The sequence below is a fragment of the Gilliamella sp. GillExp13 genome (assembly GCF_001690815.1).
Lineage (GTDB): Bacteria > Pseudomonadota > Gammaproteobacteria > Enterobacterales > Orbaceae > Gilliamella > Gilliamella bombi.
Genome location: NZ_LZHJ01000106.1, coordinates 62,530 through 78,778, shown reverse-complemented (window position 1 = coordinate 78,778; position 16,249 = coordinate 62,530). Strand labels below are relative to the sequence as shown.

At 34.0% G+C, this 16,249-nt stretch carries 15 protein-coding genes and 1 pseudogene; 4 read left to right on the top strand and 12 right to left on the bottom strand.

What is annotated here, in order from left to right; translation table 11 throughout:
• On the bottom strand, positions 1 to 264 hold a 264-nt coding region (locus A9G37_RS07760; protein WP_065575149.1), incomplete at its 3' end, for a helix-turn-helix domain-containing protein.
• A gap of 237 nt (positions 265 to 501) precedes the next feature.
• Here A9G37_RS07760 and A9G37_RS13610 point away from each other — a divergent pair.
• Positions 502 to 663: pseudogene (locus tag A9G37_RS13610) on the top strand (IS256 family transposase); the annotation flags it as partial.
• A gap of 100 nt (positions 664 to 763) precedes the next feature.
• Here the strand turns inward: A9G37_RS13610 and A9G37_RS07755 are convergent.
• From A9G37_RS07755 to murA, 5 genes are all read right to left on the bottom strand, one after another.
• Positions 764 to 1,024 carry a GNAT family N-acetyltransferase gene (locus A9G37_RS07755; RefSeq protein WP_065575148.1) on the bottom strand — a complete coding sequence of 87 codons (261 nt, stop codon included), beginning with the start codon at positions 1,022 to 1,024 and terminating at the stop codon, positions 764 to 766.
• Positions 1,025 to 1,258: 234 nt separating this feature from the next.
• Positions 1,259 to 2,221 (bottom strand): 6-phosphofructokinase, encoded by a 963-nt coding sequence (gene pfkA / locus A9G37_RS07750; RefSeq protein ID WP_034914458.1) that lies wholly within the window; start codon positions 2,219 to 2,221, stop codon positions 1,259 to 1,261.
• A gap of 92 nt (positions 2,222 to 2,313) precedes the next feature.
• Positions 2,314 to 3,210, bottom strand: coding sequence for a cation diffusion facilitator family transporter (locus A9G37_RS07745; protein WP_065575147.1), 897 nt, complete (start codon positions 3,208 to 3,210; stop codon positions 2,314 to 2,316).
• 11 nt (positions 3,211 to 3,221) lie between these two features.
• Positions 3,222 to 3,797, bottom strand: a complete 576-nt coding sequence (locus A9G37_RS07740; RefSeq protein WP_065575146.1) for a DJ-1 family glyoxalase III — start codon at positions 3,795 to 3,797, stop codon at positions 3,222 to 3,224.
• A 51-nt stretch (positions 3,798 to 3,848) separates the two neighbouring features.
• Entirely contained in the window at positions 3,849 to 5,102 is a 1,254-nt protein-coding gene (gene murA / locus A9G37_RS07735; protein ID WP_065575145.1) for a UDP-N-acetylglucosamine 1-carboxyvinyltransferase, read from the bottom strand.
• Positions 5,103 to 5,622: 520 nt separating this feature from the next.
• Between murA and A9G37_RS07725 the strand changes: the two genes are divergently transcribed.
• Positions 5,623 to 6,675: an FAD-binding protein gene (locus tag A9G37_RS07725; RefSeq protein WP_065575143.1), complete on the top strand. Its 1,053-nt coding sequence runs from the start codon at positions 5,623 to 5,625 to the stop codon at positions 6,673 to 6,675.
• Positions 6,676 to 6,720: 45 nt separating this feature from the next.
• The gene (gene can / locus A9G37_RS07720) at positions 6,721 to 7,380 is read left to right on the top strand and encodes a carbonate dehydratase (RefSeq protein WP_065575142.1); all 660 of its coding nucleotides are present in this window, start codon (positions 6,721 to 6,723) and stop codon (positions 7,378 to 7,380) included.
• A 13-nt stretch (positions 7,381 to 7,393) separates the two neighbouring features.
• Here can and nrdG read toward each other — a convergent pair whose 3' ends face one another.
• The 5 genes from nrdG to trxA form a co-directional block, all read right to left on the bottom strand.
• Positions 7,394 to 7,858 carry an anaerobic ribonucleoside-triphosphate reductase-activating protein gene (gene nrdG, locus A9G37_RS07715; RefSeq protein ID WP_065575141.1) on the bottom strand — a complete coding sequence of 155 codons (465 nt, stop codon included), beginning with the start codon at positions 7,856 to 7,858 and terminating at the stop codon, positions 7,394 to 7,396.
• A 16-nt stretch (positions 7,859 to 7,874) separates the two neighbouring features.
• A complete protein-coding gene (nrdD, locus tag A9G37_RS07710; RefSeq protein ID WP_065575140.1) occupies positions 7,875 to 10,010 on the bottom strand; it encodes an anaerobic ribonucleoside-triphosphate reductase in 2,136 nt (711 codons plus the stop codon).
• Between the two features lie 343 nt (positions 10,011 to 10,353).
• Complete coding sequence (gene gndA / locus A9G37_RS07705; RefSeq protein ID WP_034910475.1) at positions 10,354 to 11,769, bottom strand: NADP-dependent phosphogluconate dehydrogenase; 1,416 nt, start codon at positions 11,767 to 11,769, stop codon at positions 10,354 to 10,356.
• Positions 11,770 to 11,941: 172 nt separating this feature from the next.
• Positions 11,942 to 13,204, bottom strand: a complete 1,263-nt coding sequence (rho, locus tag A9G37_RS07700; protein ID WP_034910472.1) for a transcription termination factor Rho — start codon at positions 13,202 to 13,204, stop codon at positions 11,942 to 11,944.
• Positions 13,205 to 13,567: 363 nt separating this feature from the next.
• The gene (gene trxA / locus A9G37_RS07690; RefSeq protein WP_065575138.1) at positions 13,568 to 13,894 is read right to left on the bottom strand and encodes a thioredoxin TrxA; all 327 of its coding nucleotides are present in this window, start codon (positions 13,892 to 13,894) and stop codon (positions 13,568 to 13,570) included.
• Between the two features lie 150 nt (positions 13,895 to 14,044).
• Between trxA and rhlB the strand changes: the two genes are divergently transcribed.
• Positions 14,045 to 15,274, top strand: a complete 1,230-nt coding sequence (rhlB, locus tag A9G37_RS07685) for an ATP-dependent RNA helicase RhlB (protein ID WP_051634157.1) — start codon at positions 14,045 to 14,047, stop codon at positions 15,272 to 15,274.
• A gap of 153 nt (positions 15,275 to 15,427) precedes the next feature.
• On the opposite strand, the gene A9G37_RS07680 is transcribed toward rhlB, so the two are convergent.
• Positions 15,428 to 16,054 (bottom strand): TfoX/Sxy family DNA transformation protein, encoded by a 627-nt coding sequence (locus A9G37_RS07680; protein ID WP_065575137.1) that lies wholly within the window; start codon positions 16,052 to 16,054, stop codon positions 15,428 to 15,430.
• Positions 16,055 to 16,249: the final 195 nt, after the last annotated feature.

The window sequence follows — 16,249 nt, the reverse complement described above, 5'->3', positions numbered from 1 at the left end:
AAGCATGAGGTATTTTTCAACTTGGCGCCATACCGAAGACTCTATTGGCTTACCATTACCGCTGTTTTTCCGCCTTTTCCTAGCTAGGGTTACCGCATCATGTGCTTGATAGGCTTGATTAGGTTTTGAGTTTCTTTTTATCTCTCGACTTATTGTCGAAGGATGTCTATTGAGTAGCTGGGCTATCTCTTTTTTATTCTTTCCGGCTTGTAATAATACGAAAATTTGGTATCTTTCCTTCCTAGAAAGGTGATTATAATACATAGCAATCTCCAAACTGTGGTGGTGCGAAGGTGCTAGTATAAATCACCTTTCTACTTTCTTCACTCCACCGTGTTTAAAATTGCACTTCATGTTTGAATCCAGGAAAGTTTTATCAAAATGCATAAGTTTTAATAGCAGCTTATGCTGCTGTTACGATACATTAGTTATTAGTGTCGAAATGTTTAACAAGTCAAAGTGTGGACATACCAAGACCACAAAGCGATAACAAAAGATTTGAAAGCGAATTTCATCACCAATGCAATAGAGTCTTTAAACAGTCCTATTCGCCATATCATCAAGAAATGTAAAGTTTTACAAACAGATAACTCAGTTAAAAAAGTCATTTTTTGGACAATACCACACGCTTGTAATAAATTGTCTATATCAATCCAAAACTAAAAAAGTGCCATAAGTCGGTTCATTATAAAATTTGGTGACAGAATCAACCGTCACCTTGAATATTGAATAGGTAAATACACAAAATTTAGGGTAGTACCTTTCAATCTGATTTTCTAGTTAATTTCTTAATAGCAAACGAGCAAATAGGAATAATCTCACGCTTTTCTTGCTGTAATTTTTCTACTACAAGGTCTAATAAATTATCTGCAATACCTTGACCACGATACGCAGAATCAACATAAGTATGATTAATAGTAGCTTTATCTTTTCCGACCCTTGTAAAGGTCATTTCAGCTATTTCTTTATTATTAGCATCACAAGCATAAAAACGATCATTATCTTCTAAAAAATGTAGTGCCATAAAATTACCAATATAACATTGTAATTAGTTTACTGTGATTCACATCCATACTTGATAAATAAAAACTCTTTTATTATTAAAAGCAGCCTAATTCCATATCGACTCATTTTAAAGGAGTTAGTAGATAAACAAATAGGTGACTGTCATAAAATATCATTTTTACCAGTTCACCTATTAATAAAACAATCAGATATTTATCTAATACTAATTATGCTTAAATGGCAAAATTAACATTTAAAATAATCGTTTGGCTGTATTGTATAGATCCATATCAAATGGACGCTTCATATTATTGATAGCATCTATAATATCGTGATGTACTAATTTACCATTTTGTACGCCAACGCTTCTACCTGCATAGCCTTGTAGCAGTAATTCAACAGCATAAGCCCCCATACGAGACCCCAAAATACGATCATAAGGGACAGGAGAACCACCACGTTGAACGTGCCCTAATACTGTGGCACGAGTTTCGTGATGAACAGCAGCTTCAATGTCTACTGCAAGTTGATTTACATCACACATATGTTCTGTAACAGTCACAATTGCATGTTTTTTACCTTTTGCAAAGCCTAGTTTAATTTCTTCGATTAGATCTTCCTTCGTATAAGAAACCTCTGGAATAATCATAAATTCACAACCACCAGCAACTGCTGCATTTAAGGTTAAATCACCACAATCTCGCCCCATTATTTCAATAACTGAAATTCGGTTATGTGAAGAACAAGTATCACGTAATCTATCAATTGCTTCAACAGCAGTACTAAGCGCAGTAAAATAACCTATAGTATAATCAGTACCACGAATATCATTATCAATGGTTCCTGGTAAACCAATACATGGAAAACCTTCTTCAGTTAATCGCATTGCGCCCATATATGAACCATCACCACCAATAACGACTAAAGCATCAATTTGATGTTTTTTTAGATTAGCAATGGCTTTTTGTCTTACAGCTTTATCTTTAAATTCTGGAAATCTAGCCGATCCAAGAAATGTACCACCACGAGTAATAATATCAGATACACTTGAACGCTTTAATTGAACAATGCGATCTTCGCAAAGTCCCATATAACCATCATAAACACCAAAAACATCCAACCCTTCTGATAATGCTGTTCTCACTACACCTCGAATAGCTGCATTCATTCCTGGAGCGTCGCCACCACTGGTTAAAATACCTATTTTTTTTATCATATAAATAACTCCAAATTATTAACTTTTAGTTATTATAGAGTCTTAACAGATATCTAACAATAGACAATAAAAGCTATTTTTGATTAAGTTTTCTACTTCATCATTTCGATGGGTACAACAGAAATTGGATCTTGATGAATAATCACTGTTGCAGGAGAAAATTCTTTAGAAATATGTTTTTCAATAGCATCAGCAATGGCATGAGCAGTGATTAAAGGCATATCATCGTCTAATTCAAGATGCAATTGAATAAATTTAAGAGGGCCTGCTTGGCGGGTCTTTAGATCATGAAAACCTCTTACATCTGGATATGAAGCCACAATTTCAGCTATTCGCAAATTATCATTATCTGGTAAGGCGTGATCTAATAGGTCTTTAATTGCATTATGTGCAATATGATAAGCATTATAACAAATATACAAAGCAATAAAAAATGCAAAGGCCGCATCAGCATAAGTAATGCCATACCAACTTAAACAAAGTGCAATTATAACAGCAATATTCAACAGCATGTCGGAAGAATAGTGCAACATATCGGCTTGAATAGCATTACTTTTAGTGATTTTTACAACATATCTTTGATACAAAACAAGAATGCATGTCACTACAGCAGAAACAGTTGAAACAATAATCCCCAATAAAGGTTCCTGCAGTTCATTCGGATAAATAAAAGAGCGAGTACTAGAAAGTAATAAAATTATTGCAGAACCTATAATAAACGCACTTTGTAATAATGCGGCCAAAGATTCGGCCTTGCCATGACCAAAAGTATGATCAGCATCTGCGGGCTTTAGTGCATAACGAACTAAAAAAAAGTTAACACCTGAAGCAAGTAAATCGATACTTGAATCTAATAATGAAGCAAATAAACTTATTGAACCAGTAAACCAACAAGTAATAAATTTAATTAAAATTAAGGAAATAGAGATTGAAACAGCGCCTAGCGTCACTCTTTTAACTAATTTTTCATACAAATGTGAATTTGACATTTAGTACCTATTTATTGATAGGATTCAATTCCCAAAGGAAGAACTAATTGCTGAGCAATCTCAGCTGCTTTTATTCGGCCTAACAACGCATCTATAATTTTTAAAGCAAAATCAATAGACGTTGCGGGACCTTGGCTAGTAATAACTTTATACAACTCATCAAAATAAACTCTATCGGACTTCCAATTTTTAAACGCCTCTTTAGTGGTTGGATAACCAGTCATATATGCGTGTGGAAATAAGTTATGATGTTGTAAAACCATAGCTGGAGAGGCACAGATTGCAGCAACAATACCACCACTTTGGTGCGTTTGTTTCAATTTTTCGATTAACAATGGGCAATCTCGAAAATTTTCAGCACCTTTAACACCTCCTGGTAAAACAACAACATCAAAATCAATGTATTGAACATCCGAAAGCATTTTTTTTGCCAAAATGGTTACTCCTCGAGAACATTCAATTTCACGAGAACTTGAAATACTTGCAGTAGTAACTTTAATATCAGCTCGGGTTAATAAATCAATAGTGGTTACCGCTTCTGTTTCTTCACAACCATTCGATAAAAACACCAATGCTTGCTTTGTCATCATTACGCTCCTTTTGAAAAAACAACTTATTAATTTTTTAGCGAAAATGAATTATTTCACCCTTTCAATATTGGCGCCTAATTTTCTTAATTTTGCTTCAATATTGTCATAGCCTCGATCTATATGGTAAATACGATCAACAGTGGTTAAACCTTCAGCAATACAACCAGCTAAAACTAGACTCGCTGACGCCCGCAAATCCGTCGCCATTACTTGTGCACCGCTCAATGTTTCAACACCATGGGTAATTAAGGTATTACCTTCAATTTCTGCCTTTGCACCCATGCGAATTAGCTCAGGAACATGCATAAATCGATTTTCGAAAATAGTTTCTTTAATGATTCCTGTACCTTCAGCAACCATATTTAGCAATGAGAATTGTGCTTGCATATCAGTAGGAAAACCTGGATGCGGAGCAGTATGAATGTTAACAGCTTTAGCCCTTCTTCCTTGCATATCTAAACAAATCCAATCTTCACCTACCTCAATCTTGGCACCAACTTCCTTCAATTTAGAAAGCACCGCATCAAGTAGGGTTGGATCGGTTTTACGGCAAGTGATTTTACTTCTAGATATAGCTGCCGCAACTAAAAAAGTCCCAGTTTCAATACGATCAGGAACTATTTCATGTATACCACCACCTAAACGTTCAACCCCTTCTATCTCAATACGCATTGTACCTGCACCAGTAATTTTAGCGCCTAACATATTTAGGAACTTAGCGGTATCAACAATTTCAGGTTCACATGCTGCATTTTCGATGACAGTTTTGCCTTCAGCCAAAGTTGCGGCTGACATAATCGTAACGGTCGCACCAACACTTACTTTATCCATGACAATATGAGTACCTTTTAGTTTTCCATTGACCGACGCTTTAACATAGCCTTCATCAAGTGTGATTGTCGCACCAAGTTGTTCAAGACCACTAATATGAAGATCAACAGGCCTTGCACCAATAGCACAACCGCCAGGTAATGAAACTTGTCCTTGCCCAAAACGAGCAACAAGGGGACCCAAAGCCCAAATTGAAGCACGCATAGTTTTTACTAGCTCATAAGGTGCACAGTAGTTATTCAGATGACCTGCATCAAGGTGAATAGCATCATTTCGTTCATATTTTACACCTAGCTGGCCTAGCAATTCCAAAGTAGTATCGATATCTTTTAACTTAGGAACATTTCGAAGTTCTACTGGTTTTTCTGCCAAAATTGCAGAAAATAAAATGGGTAGCGCAGCATTTTTTGCGCCAGAAATAACCACTTCGCCATTTAGCGATGTTGGTCCTGTTACGTGAAACTTTTCCATTGTTAACTCTTATGCGTGATAAATTGGCGATTATTATAGAAGCTATTTACTAATAGTTAAATGAATTTCATTAAAAATTGAAAATATCACTTTTTTGAGATCAATAAAAACAAATTTAAATCAATGAGTTAAAAATTTATCTTATTTTGAATCTAGTAAATAATTACGATTAATCAATGATTGATTCAAACGAATTAGCGCTTTATAGTGAATATATTATTTTTACATATAATTTGGGTTATATGACATATACCGCAAGATGTCCTTATATCAATACGATAATATTCAGTCGAGGAAAAAATATATTTGATTCACTTGCAAAAACAAGTCAGATTAATAACAAAAATAAATTCATTAAAAAATAACAATTACATCTAATTTTATACTGAAATATATAGTTACCGGAAACTTTTTTACAAGTTAACTGGCATAGGTAAACTCTCATCTTTAATAGTCACACATAATTTAATTTGCTAACATAAACGGTTTTTTAACATGATAAAACAAACTATACAATAACATGGATTACGATATCGCAATTATAGGCCTTGGACCAGCTGGCAGTACGCTAGCCCGTTTACTGAGTCCTTCATTCAAAGTCATTGCATTAGATACAAAGCATAAAACGGGAAATGAAGGATTTCATAAACCTTGTGGTGGGCTATTAGCAGATGATGCTCAAAAAGCCTTTGCTAGGCAAAATATAAACTTACCAGCTGGTATTTTAACTGATCCTCAAATTTTTAGTGTCAGAACTTATGACTTACAAACCAAACTTATTCGCAACTATCAGCGAAGTTATGTGAGTTTTGATAGGCACAAATTTGATCTGTGGCTAAAATCACTAATACCATCAAATGTAACCGTTCTTCATAATACACTCTGTAAAGAAGTAAGACGTATTATTGATGGTTATCAGATCACTTATCTTGATGAAAATAAAAATGAACACAACGCCACTGCTCAATATGTGGTTGGTGCTGACGGCGCCAATTCTCTGGTTAGACGAATGCGATATCCTCAACATACGATAAGACAATATGTAGCGATACAACAATGGTTTATAGAGCAACATCCAACTCCATTTAATTCTTGTATATTCGACAATGAATTAACAAATTGTTACTCGTGGAGTATTTCAAAAAATGGTTATTTTATCTTTGGCGGTGCTTTTCCTAAAAAAGTAGCGAATCAAAATTTTGAACAATTAAAAGAAAAATTGACTACACAAGGTTTTATTTTTGGCAAACCTCTCAAAACAGAAAAATGTTTAGTGGTTTATCCAAATCGGCTACGTGATTTTTATACTGGTAATGAAAATATTTTTTTAATTGGTGAAGCTGCTGGTTTTATTAGTGCAAGTTCGTTAGAAGGTATTAGCTATGCTTTAGATAGCGCTGAAATTTTAAGTAAAATATTAAATAGTGGCCATCCAAAACCTAATAAATGTTATTATCAACGTACAATACCATTACGCTTCAAACTTTATAGTAAAATTGTTAAAGCCAAACTATTAACAACTCCTTTGTGGCGTAAATTAATAATGAAAAGTAAGATTCAGCATATTGAATAACTTAAAATAAAAAATAATAATGAAATATATTGGGAAATATTAATTATGTTTGATGTAAACGATTTGATCCGTTTTAACCATGAATGGTCAGAAAAAATAGAGCAAGAAGATCCTGAATTTTTTAAACAACTTGCAGTTGAACAAAATCCTAAATTTTTATGGATCGGCTGTTCAGACAGTCGTGTGTCAGCAGAAAAACTCATTAAGTTAAAGCCAGGTGAGTTATTTGTGCATCGTAATGTCGGTAATCTTGTAATACACACTGATTTAAACTGTTTATCTGTCGTTCAATATGCAGTGGATGTACTTAAAATTGAAGATATCATTGTTTGTGGTCATTTAGGTTGTGGTGGAATTCGTGATGCGGTTGAAAATCCTGATTTAGGGCTAATTAATAACTGGTTACTGCATATTCGTGATCTTTGGTTTCGAAACAGCTCACTTCTAGGGGAATTTCCTCCCGATATCCGTCTGGATGTTTTATGTGAACTTAATGTAATCGAACAAGTCTACAATCTTGGACACTCTACAATTATTCAATCTGCATGGCAACGAGGTCAAAAGATTAATTTGCATGGTTGGGTTTATGGAATTCATAATGGCAAAATTACTGATTTGCATATCACTTCATCAAGTAGCGAAAATCTTGAAATTAACTACCGAGAAGCTATTTCTTATCTTCTAAATTTACATAAATCTCACTAATTAGCCCATGATTTTATTTAAAACGATGGATAACTTGATTGCTGCTTCCTCGCCATAATAGACGAGGATCAGCAAGTTCCTGCACAAATTTTCCATCAATTAACACATCAATATAAGGAATAACTGCTTGTTGTTCAGCAGTTAACTCATCAAGCTTATACCCAGTCCAAAGCCAAATATCTTTATTATCGCACTCAGATTTAACACGTTGGACCAGTTTTAATATAGTTGCAACGTTTTTAGGATGCAAAGGATCACCGCCAGAAAGCGATAATCCTTGACGTTTTATTTCAGTATCTTGTAAATCTTTAATGATTTGATCTTCAAGTGCTTGTGTAAATGGTAAACCAGAATTTACTCCCCATGTACTTTTGTTATAGCAACCTGGGCACTGATGTACACACCCGGCAACAAAAAGAACACAGCGAGTTCCTTCCCCATTAACAACATCGACAGGATAATAACGATGATAATTCATAAATATTTATTGATTATTAACCAATTTGACCATTATTTAAATGTTTAACTCGACGTTTTACTTCTTCTTGTTTACCTGAATTGAATGGGCGAGCATCAGGACTACCTAAATATCCACAAACACGACGAGTAACCGATACTTTTGAAGAATCATGATTACCACAACTTGGACAAACAAAGCCTTTACTGGTACAAGAAAATTCACCAGTATAACCACATTCATAACATTCATCTATTGGCGTATTAGTCCCATAATAAGGAACTCGTGAATAACTATAATCCCAAACATCTTCTAATGCTTTGATATTGTTAATCATATTTGGATATTCGCCATAACAGATGAAACCACCATTAGCAACTTGAGGATAAGGTTTTTCAAATTCAATTTTTTCGTACGGATTAACCTTTTTCTCAACATCAAGATGGAAACTGTTAGTGTAATAACCTTTATCAGTAACACCTGGAATTACACCAAATTCAGCCGTATCAAGTCGGCAAAATCGATCACATAAATTTTCGCTTGGTGTGCTATATAAACTAAACCCATAACCGGTTTCGTTCTTCCATTGATCCACCGCATTACGTAAACGCTTAACAATTGCCACACCTTTTTCGCGTAATTTATCACTATCAAATGGATGCGTTTGATTTCCGTAAAGTGCATTTAATGTCTCATGAAGACCAATATAACCTAAAGAAATTGAAGCTCGCCCATTTTTGAAAATTTCAGAAACATTGTCATCTTCGTTAAGTCTTACACCACAAGCACCTTCCATATATAAAATTGGTGCCACTCTTGCTTTTACGCCATCAAGTCTAGCAATACGCGTCATTAATGCTTTTTTACATAGTTCTAAACGTTTATCTAAAATTTCCCAAAATCGAGCTTCATCACCTTTAGCTTCAATAGCTATACGAGGCAAATTTAGACTAATTACACCTAAATTATTGCGCCCATCATGAATTAACTGGCCGTTTTCTTCATAAACGCCCAAGAAACTTCGACAACCCATTGGCGTTTTAAATGAACCCGTCACTTCAACAACTTTATCGTAATTTAAAATATCTGGGTACATCCGTTTACTTGCACACTCAAGTGCAAGTTTCTTAATATCATAATTAACATCGCCCTGTTTATGGTTAATACCATCTTTAATGGCAAAAACAAGTTTTGGAAAAACTGCTGTTTTATGATTTTTACCTAATCCTTTGATACGAACTTTTAAAATAGACTCTTGAATTAAGCGTGATTCCCAACTAGTTCCTAAACCAAAACCAAAAGTAACAAACGGAGTTTGTCCATTAGCAGTGTGTAAGGTGTTTACTTCATATTCAAGAGATTGAAACGCATCATAACACTCTTTTTGAGTTCGGCTTTCAGCATAAGCTTCTGGATTTGGGATATTCCATTCTTCAGCAACTTGTTTGTGTTTGTTATAACTAATAGTAACAAACTTTGCTAAAACTTCATCGATACGATTAATGGTCGTGCCACCATAAATATGGCTAGCCACTTGCGCTATAATTTGTGCAGTTACCGCAGTTGCTGTAGCAATTGATTTTGGAGGCTCAATCTCAGCATTACCCATTTTAAAACCATTTGTTAACATACCATCTAAGTCAATTAACATACAGTTAAACATAGGAAAGAATGGCGCATAATCTAAATCATGATAATGAATTTCACCACAATCATGAGCACGAGAAATATCTTTAGGTAATAAATACTGCTTTGCATAATGCCTTGCTACAATACCCGCAAGTAAATCACGTTGAGTTGGAATCACCTTGCTATCTTTGTTAGCATTTTCATTTAAAATGGCGACATTACTTTGCTCAATTAGTCCTCGAATATCCTGATTTAGACGGCTACGTTCTTCTCGAGCACGATCACGATCATGGCGATACTCAATATAAGTTCTCGCTAATTTTTTATAAGGGCCTGACATTAACTGATTTTCAACTGCATTTTGAATTTCGTTGATATCAACACTTTCACGTTCGCTCATTTGATTAGTAACAACACGAGCAACCGTTTCGCAATAATCAGGATCATGAACATTCGTCGCCACAGCTGCTTTGACAATTGCATCTTTAATTCGAGTCTCATTAAATGCAGTTTGACAACCATCTCGTTTTATTACTACAGGCATATATACTCCTCAATATCCATCAATAACTCGCGTTAGTCACAGGTGTTATACCAACATTAATATTCGTTGTTATTATTCATTTTTTATCAAATCATTAGTTTTTTGATATAATCCCGAGGTTTTCTACCGCTTAAATAACACTATATATAGTAAATAATATTCAATTATACACAATATATAGTGTTTTTCTAGGCTTTTTAATAAATGAAATCACTTGACAAATTTAAAATCAATAATGACAAGGAGTTATGAAATATTGAGATACAAAAGGGGAAAAAGCTATACAAAAGTGCAAACTTACTTGCACTCTTGTATAGCAAAATAAGATTATAAATTGAAAATATTAAGATTCAATATTTAACCAATCGGTATGGAACACACCTTCTTTATCAATACGCTCATAGGTATGAGCACCAAAATAATCTCTCTGAGCTTGAATCAAATTAGCTGGTAATACCGCTGATCGATAACTATCATAATAAGCAATCGCTGCTGAAAGTGTTGGAACAGCAATACCTTGTTGTACCGCTAAAGATACCACATCACGTAATGATTGTTGGTAAGCCTCAACTGTTTGATTAAAATAAGGCGCTAACAATAAATTATCAATCTCATTATTATCGGCATAAGCATCAGTAATTTTTTGAAGAAACTGTGCACGAATAATACACCCTGCTCTAAAAATCTTAGCTATTTCACCATAATTTAAATTCCATTGATATTTATGAGAAGCAGCTTTTAGCTGTGCAAAACCTTGTGCATAAGAGATAATTTTACCCATATACAGTGCTTTACGGACTTTTTCTATGAGCTCCTGCTTATCACCACTATAAGGCGCTTTTTGAGGACCTTTTAACACTTTTGCCGCCGCAACTCGCTGATCTTTAATTGCTGATAGATAACGAGCAAATACAGACTCAGTGATTAAAGATAAAGGCTCACCCAAATCTAAAGCACTTTGGCTGGTCCATTTACCTGTACCTTTATTGCCTGCCGCATCTAAAATCACATCAATTAAATAATTACCGTTTTCGTCTTTATGCTTAAAGATATCAGCGGTAATTTCGATTAAATAACTGTCTAACTCGCCTTTATTCCAATCTGTAAACACCTCAGCAAGTTCATCATTAGTTAAACCAACAGCATGTTTTAATACCGAATAGCTTTCAGCTATCAGTTGCATATCGCCATACTCAATGCCGTTATGAGCCATTTTTACATAATGACCAGCGCCATTTGGACCTATATAAGCAACACAAGGCTCACCATTAGCTTTAGCAGCAATCTTCTCTAATATTGGTGCAACTAATTCATAAGCCTCTTTTTGCCCACCAGGCATAATTGATGGACCTTTTAGCGCTCCCTCTTCGCCACCTGAAACACCAGTACCAATAAAGTTAAATCCTTCTGCTAACAATGTTTTGTTTCGACGAATTGTATCTTCAAAATAAGCATTCCCGCCATCGATAATAATATCACCTTTATCTAAAAGTGGACGCAACTCATCAATTACTGCATCGGTACCTTTACCTGCTTGCACCATAATCAGGATACGGCGTGGTTTTTCTAAAGAATTGACAAAATCTTCAATTGTATAATAAGGAACCAATTTCTTATCAGAATGTTCAGCCATGACTTGTTCTGTTTTATCTTTAGAGCGATTATAAATAGCAACAGAAAATCCTCGACTTTCAATATTGAGCGCAAGATTTCGCCCCATAACTGCCATTCCAATAACACCGATTTGTTGTTTTGACATGATTTGGCTCCTTTATTAAACCTCTATAACCTTAACCATAAGGTTTTAACAACACCTAAAACTTAATTAAGTTTTATAAATTACGCTATATTTTGCCATAAAAAAAGCCGTATCAGAATACAATACGGCTCTTTTTCATGACTTTAATGATATTTACTATCAACTGAATAAATCATGAACGTTTCATCATTTCGAAAAACTCATCATTAGTTTTAGTCATGGCAAGTTTATCGATCAAGAACTCCATTGCATCAGTCTCACCCATTGGGTTAAGAATTTTGCGTAAAATCCACATTTTTTGTAGTTCATCAGGCGAAGTCATTAGATCTTCTTTACGTGTACCAGAACGATTAAAGTCAATAGCAGGAAACACACGACGTTCAGCAATTTTACGCGATAAATGGACTTCCATATTACCGGTACCTTTAAACTCTTCATAGATAACTTCATCCATTTTAGAGCCAGTATCAATCAATGCTGTTGCAATAATTGTTAAACTACCACCTTCTTCCACATTACGTGCTGCACCAAAAAAACGTTTCGGACGATGTAATGCATTCGCATCCACACCACCAGTCAACACTTTACCTGATGAAGGAACAACTGTATTGTATGCACGAGCCAAACGGGTGATCGAATCTAATAAAATAATCACATCTTTTTTATGTTCAACCAAACGTTTTGCGCGTTCAATAACCATTTCAGCAACTTGAACATGTCTTGCTGCTGGTTCATCGAATGTCGATGCAACAACTTCACCTTTAACTAGACGCTGCATTTCGGTCACTTCTTCGGGACGCTCATCAATCATTAATACAACTAACTCGCATTCAGGATGATTAACCGCTAAGCTTTGTGCAATATTTTGTAAAAGCATTGTTTTACCTGCTTTTGGTGGTGCAACAATCAAGCCACGTTGACCTTTACCAATTGGTGATGCTAAATCAAGAACTCTTGCGGTGATATCTTCGGTAGAACCGTTACCTCGTTCCATTCGTAAACGAGAATTTGGATGAAGTGGAGTTAAGTTTTCGAAAAGAATTTTATTGCGGGCATCTTCTGGTTTATCGTGATTTACTTCATTTACTTTTAACAAAGCAAAATATCGTTCACCTTCTTTTGGCGGACGGATTTTACCTGCAATGGTATCACCAGTCCTTAAATTAAATCGTCGAATCTGACTTGGTGATACATAAATATCATCAGGACCAGCTAAATAAGAGCTATCAGCTGAACGCAAAAAGCCAAATCCATCTTGCAAAATTTCCAGTACGCCATCACCAAAAATATCTTCACCACTTTTGGCATGTTGTTTTAAGATTGCAAAAATAATGTCTTGTTTTCTAAGTCGGGCAAGATTTTCAAGCCCCATCTTTTTTTCTCCAAGCGCTACAAGCTCGGAAACAGAAGTGTTTTTTAATTCAGTTAAATTCATAATGTTAAAAATTCTTGAGGATAAAATTGATATGTTTGCAATTTAATATTATTTTTGTATATTTGTTTAATTCGCTTATAAAAAAGCTCTCTTACAACACTTAAATTCAATCGATTGCTAAGCTTTTGATGATAATTGAACATTTGAATATAGAATTTCACCACTTTACCAATAAAAACAATGAATTACAGAAAGGGATACATGTAAGAGAAGCACAGATTACACTAAAATCATTAATTTGTCTACAATTAATTGAATATAACTATTATAAATTAATAAATCTAGTAAAATTAAAGACACAAAAAAAGAGTAATGCAAAATTCATTACTCTATTAACCATATTATAAAAACATAAAGTAACTATTACAATTGAGGATTAATAAAATCTCTAAGTTGAGCTTTAGATAAAGCTCCTACTTGAGTGGCAGCTACTTGTCCGTTTTTGAAAATCAATAAAGTAGGAATACCTCGTATACCAAATTTAGGTGCTATATTGGGATTTTCTTCAATATTCAATTTGGCAATAACTATCTTATCGCTATATTCTTGAGCTATTTCTTCCAAAATCGGAGCAACCATTTTACAAGGCCCACACCATGAAGCCCAAAAATCAACGAGTACTGGTTTCGATGATTCATTAACTACTTTATCAAAAGTTGCTTCTGATAACTGAACGATATTATCACTCATTTTTGTCTCCTACAATTTTACTTTTTACCATAATAGATTACTTTGAATTTCTCTACTAGCAATTAGTATAATAGGATATAATTATTAGTGATGTCACTATATTTAGTGTGTTATAATCTTACAATTCTGATAATTATATTCACAACAATAATGATTCAATCATATCTTACCAAAACAACTTTTAGCCAATTTCCTCTTCATCCTTCAGTGTTAAAAGCACTTGAAAAAAAAGGATTTGTTTATTGCACACCAATTCAAGAAAAGACATTACCGCTAACCACTAACGGAATGGATATTGCTGGGCAAGGACAAACAGGAACAGGCAAAACCATGGCGTTTTTAGCATCAACATTTAATCACTTGTTGAATCATGAGCCTTTATCTGATCACAGAATAAATCAACCAAGAGCAATAATTATTGCCCCTACACGCGAATTAGTTGTACAAATATACCATGACGCTGAACGGCTATCTGAAGAAACAGGATTAAAATTAGGATTAGCTTTTGGTGGTGATGGCTATGATAAACAATTAAAAATGCTTTCCACAGGGGTCGATATTTTAATTGCCACAACAGGACGATTGATTGATTATGCAAAGCAAAATTATATTAATTTAGACGCAATTCAAGTTGTCGTATTAGACGAAGCCGATCGCATGTTTGATTTAGGATTTATCCGTGACATACGTTGGGTTTTCAAACATATGACACCACCACAAAAAAGATTAACCATGTTGTTTTCTGCAACATTAACACACAACGTGCGTGAATTAGCCTTTGAGCATATGAATAATCCTCAGTATATTGAAGTTGAACCAGAACAAAAAATTGGGCATCGCATTAAAGAAGAACTATTTTTCCCATCTAACGAAGATAAATTAGCACTTTTACAAACACTAATTGAGGAAGAATGGCCTGATCGTTGCATTGTGTTTGCTAATACCAAAGTAACTTGCGAAAAGATTTGGCGGCACCTTATCGCTGATGGTCATCGTGTTGGATTATTAACTGGTGATATTGCTCAGAAAAAACGTTTATCAATTTTAGAACAATTTACCCAAGGTCATCTTGATATTTTAGTTGCTACCGATGTCGCAGCCAGAGGATTACATATACCTAATGTTACTCACGTTTTTAATTATGATCTGCCTGATGATTGTGATGATTATCGTCATCGAATTGGAAGAACAGGGCGTGCAGGAGCTGGAGGTTACTCAATTTCATTAGCCTGTGAACGTTATTCACAAAATTTACCTGCTATTGAAAAAGCAATTGATCATGCTATTCCTGTTAGTCAATATGATCCTTCTGCGCTACTGGTTGATTTGCCTCATCCCAAACCATTTAGACGTCCACCACGTAGAAAACCATCAAATTGACTAAACTAAATAGTAGATAGAAAACATAAATAATATCAACCATAAAAAATTATCTAAAAATGTAATTATACTTCATCGTAAAGCATTTTTAGATAACTGTTATTATTATGGTGATATTATTATAAGTACTTTGATCAACATAGCCAGTCAAAATTATTCTTTATATGAGTCATTATCCATCTGGTTTAAAAAACATTGATATTCGAGTTCAATTTCTTTTTTAGTCTCCTTGGACAAGGTTGCAACATGAAAACGATGTAAAGAACTATATAAAACAAACAATATATTAATGGAAATGGCTTCTTTTTTTTGTTTTATTTTATAATATGCGTTCAAATAACCTACCTTTTGAAAGGTATCAACATCTTTAATTCCAACACTACACAATAACCTTTCTAACGACAAAGTCATATTTGGCAACTCTTTTATCCGTTTTGCTTTGATTTCGTTTTTTTCATATTGCTCTTTTTTAGTATACTTTATCACCATCTGTATCATAGAAAGCAACTTTTTATGATCCTTAAAAAGTTCATTACCTACCTTATAATAATCAAGCAATTTAGTAGATATGCCTGTCGTTATACTTAATGGCTGCATACCCAAATCAATAAAAAGTGAACGATAATCTGGATGCCCTCTTAAATAAAAGCTTTTTTGGGTAACCCAACCAAACATTATATCTTTACTATTAACACTAAATCCTCCAAAAAACGTTTTAATTGAAATATCTTCAACGTCAGAAAGCTCTGTTAAAATTCGATTTGCAAATGTTGAGCACATAATTAATTTCCATCTAAACTTTATTGAGTAACTGAAGTAACTTACTAGTTAATCTAAATTATAGTTATTTTATATTCAAACTATTTCTAAATTAATACATAAATATGCGATCTGCATTCCATATATAAACATAAAATACATTATTACTTGATAAATTATATTTTTGTGAAATTAAATTAATTTTTGTAAAGAGTT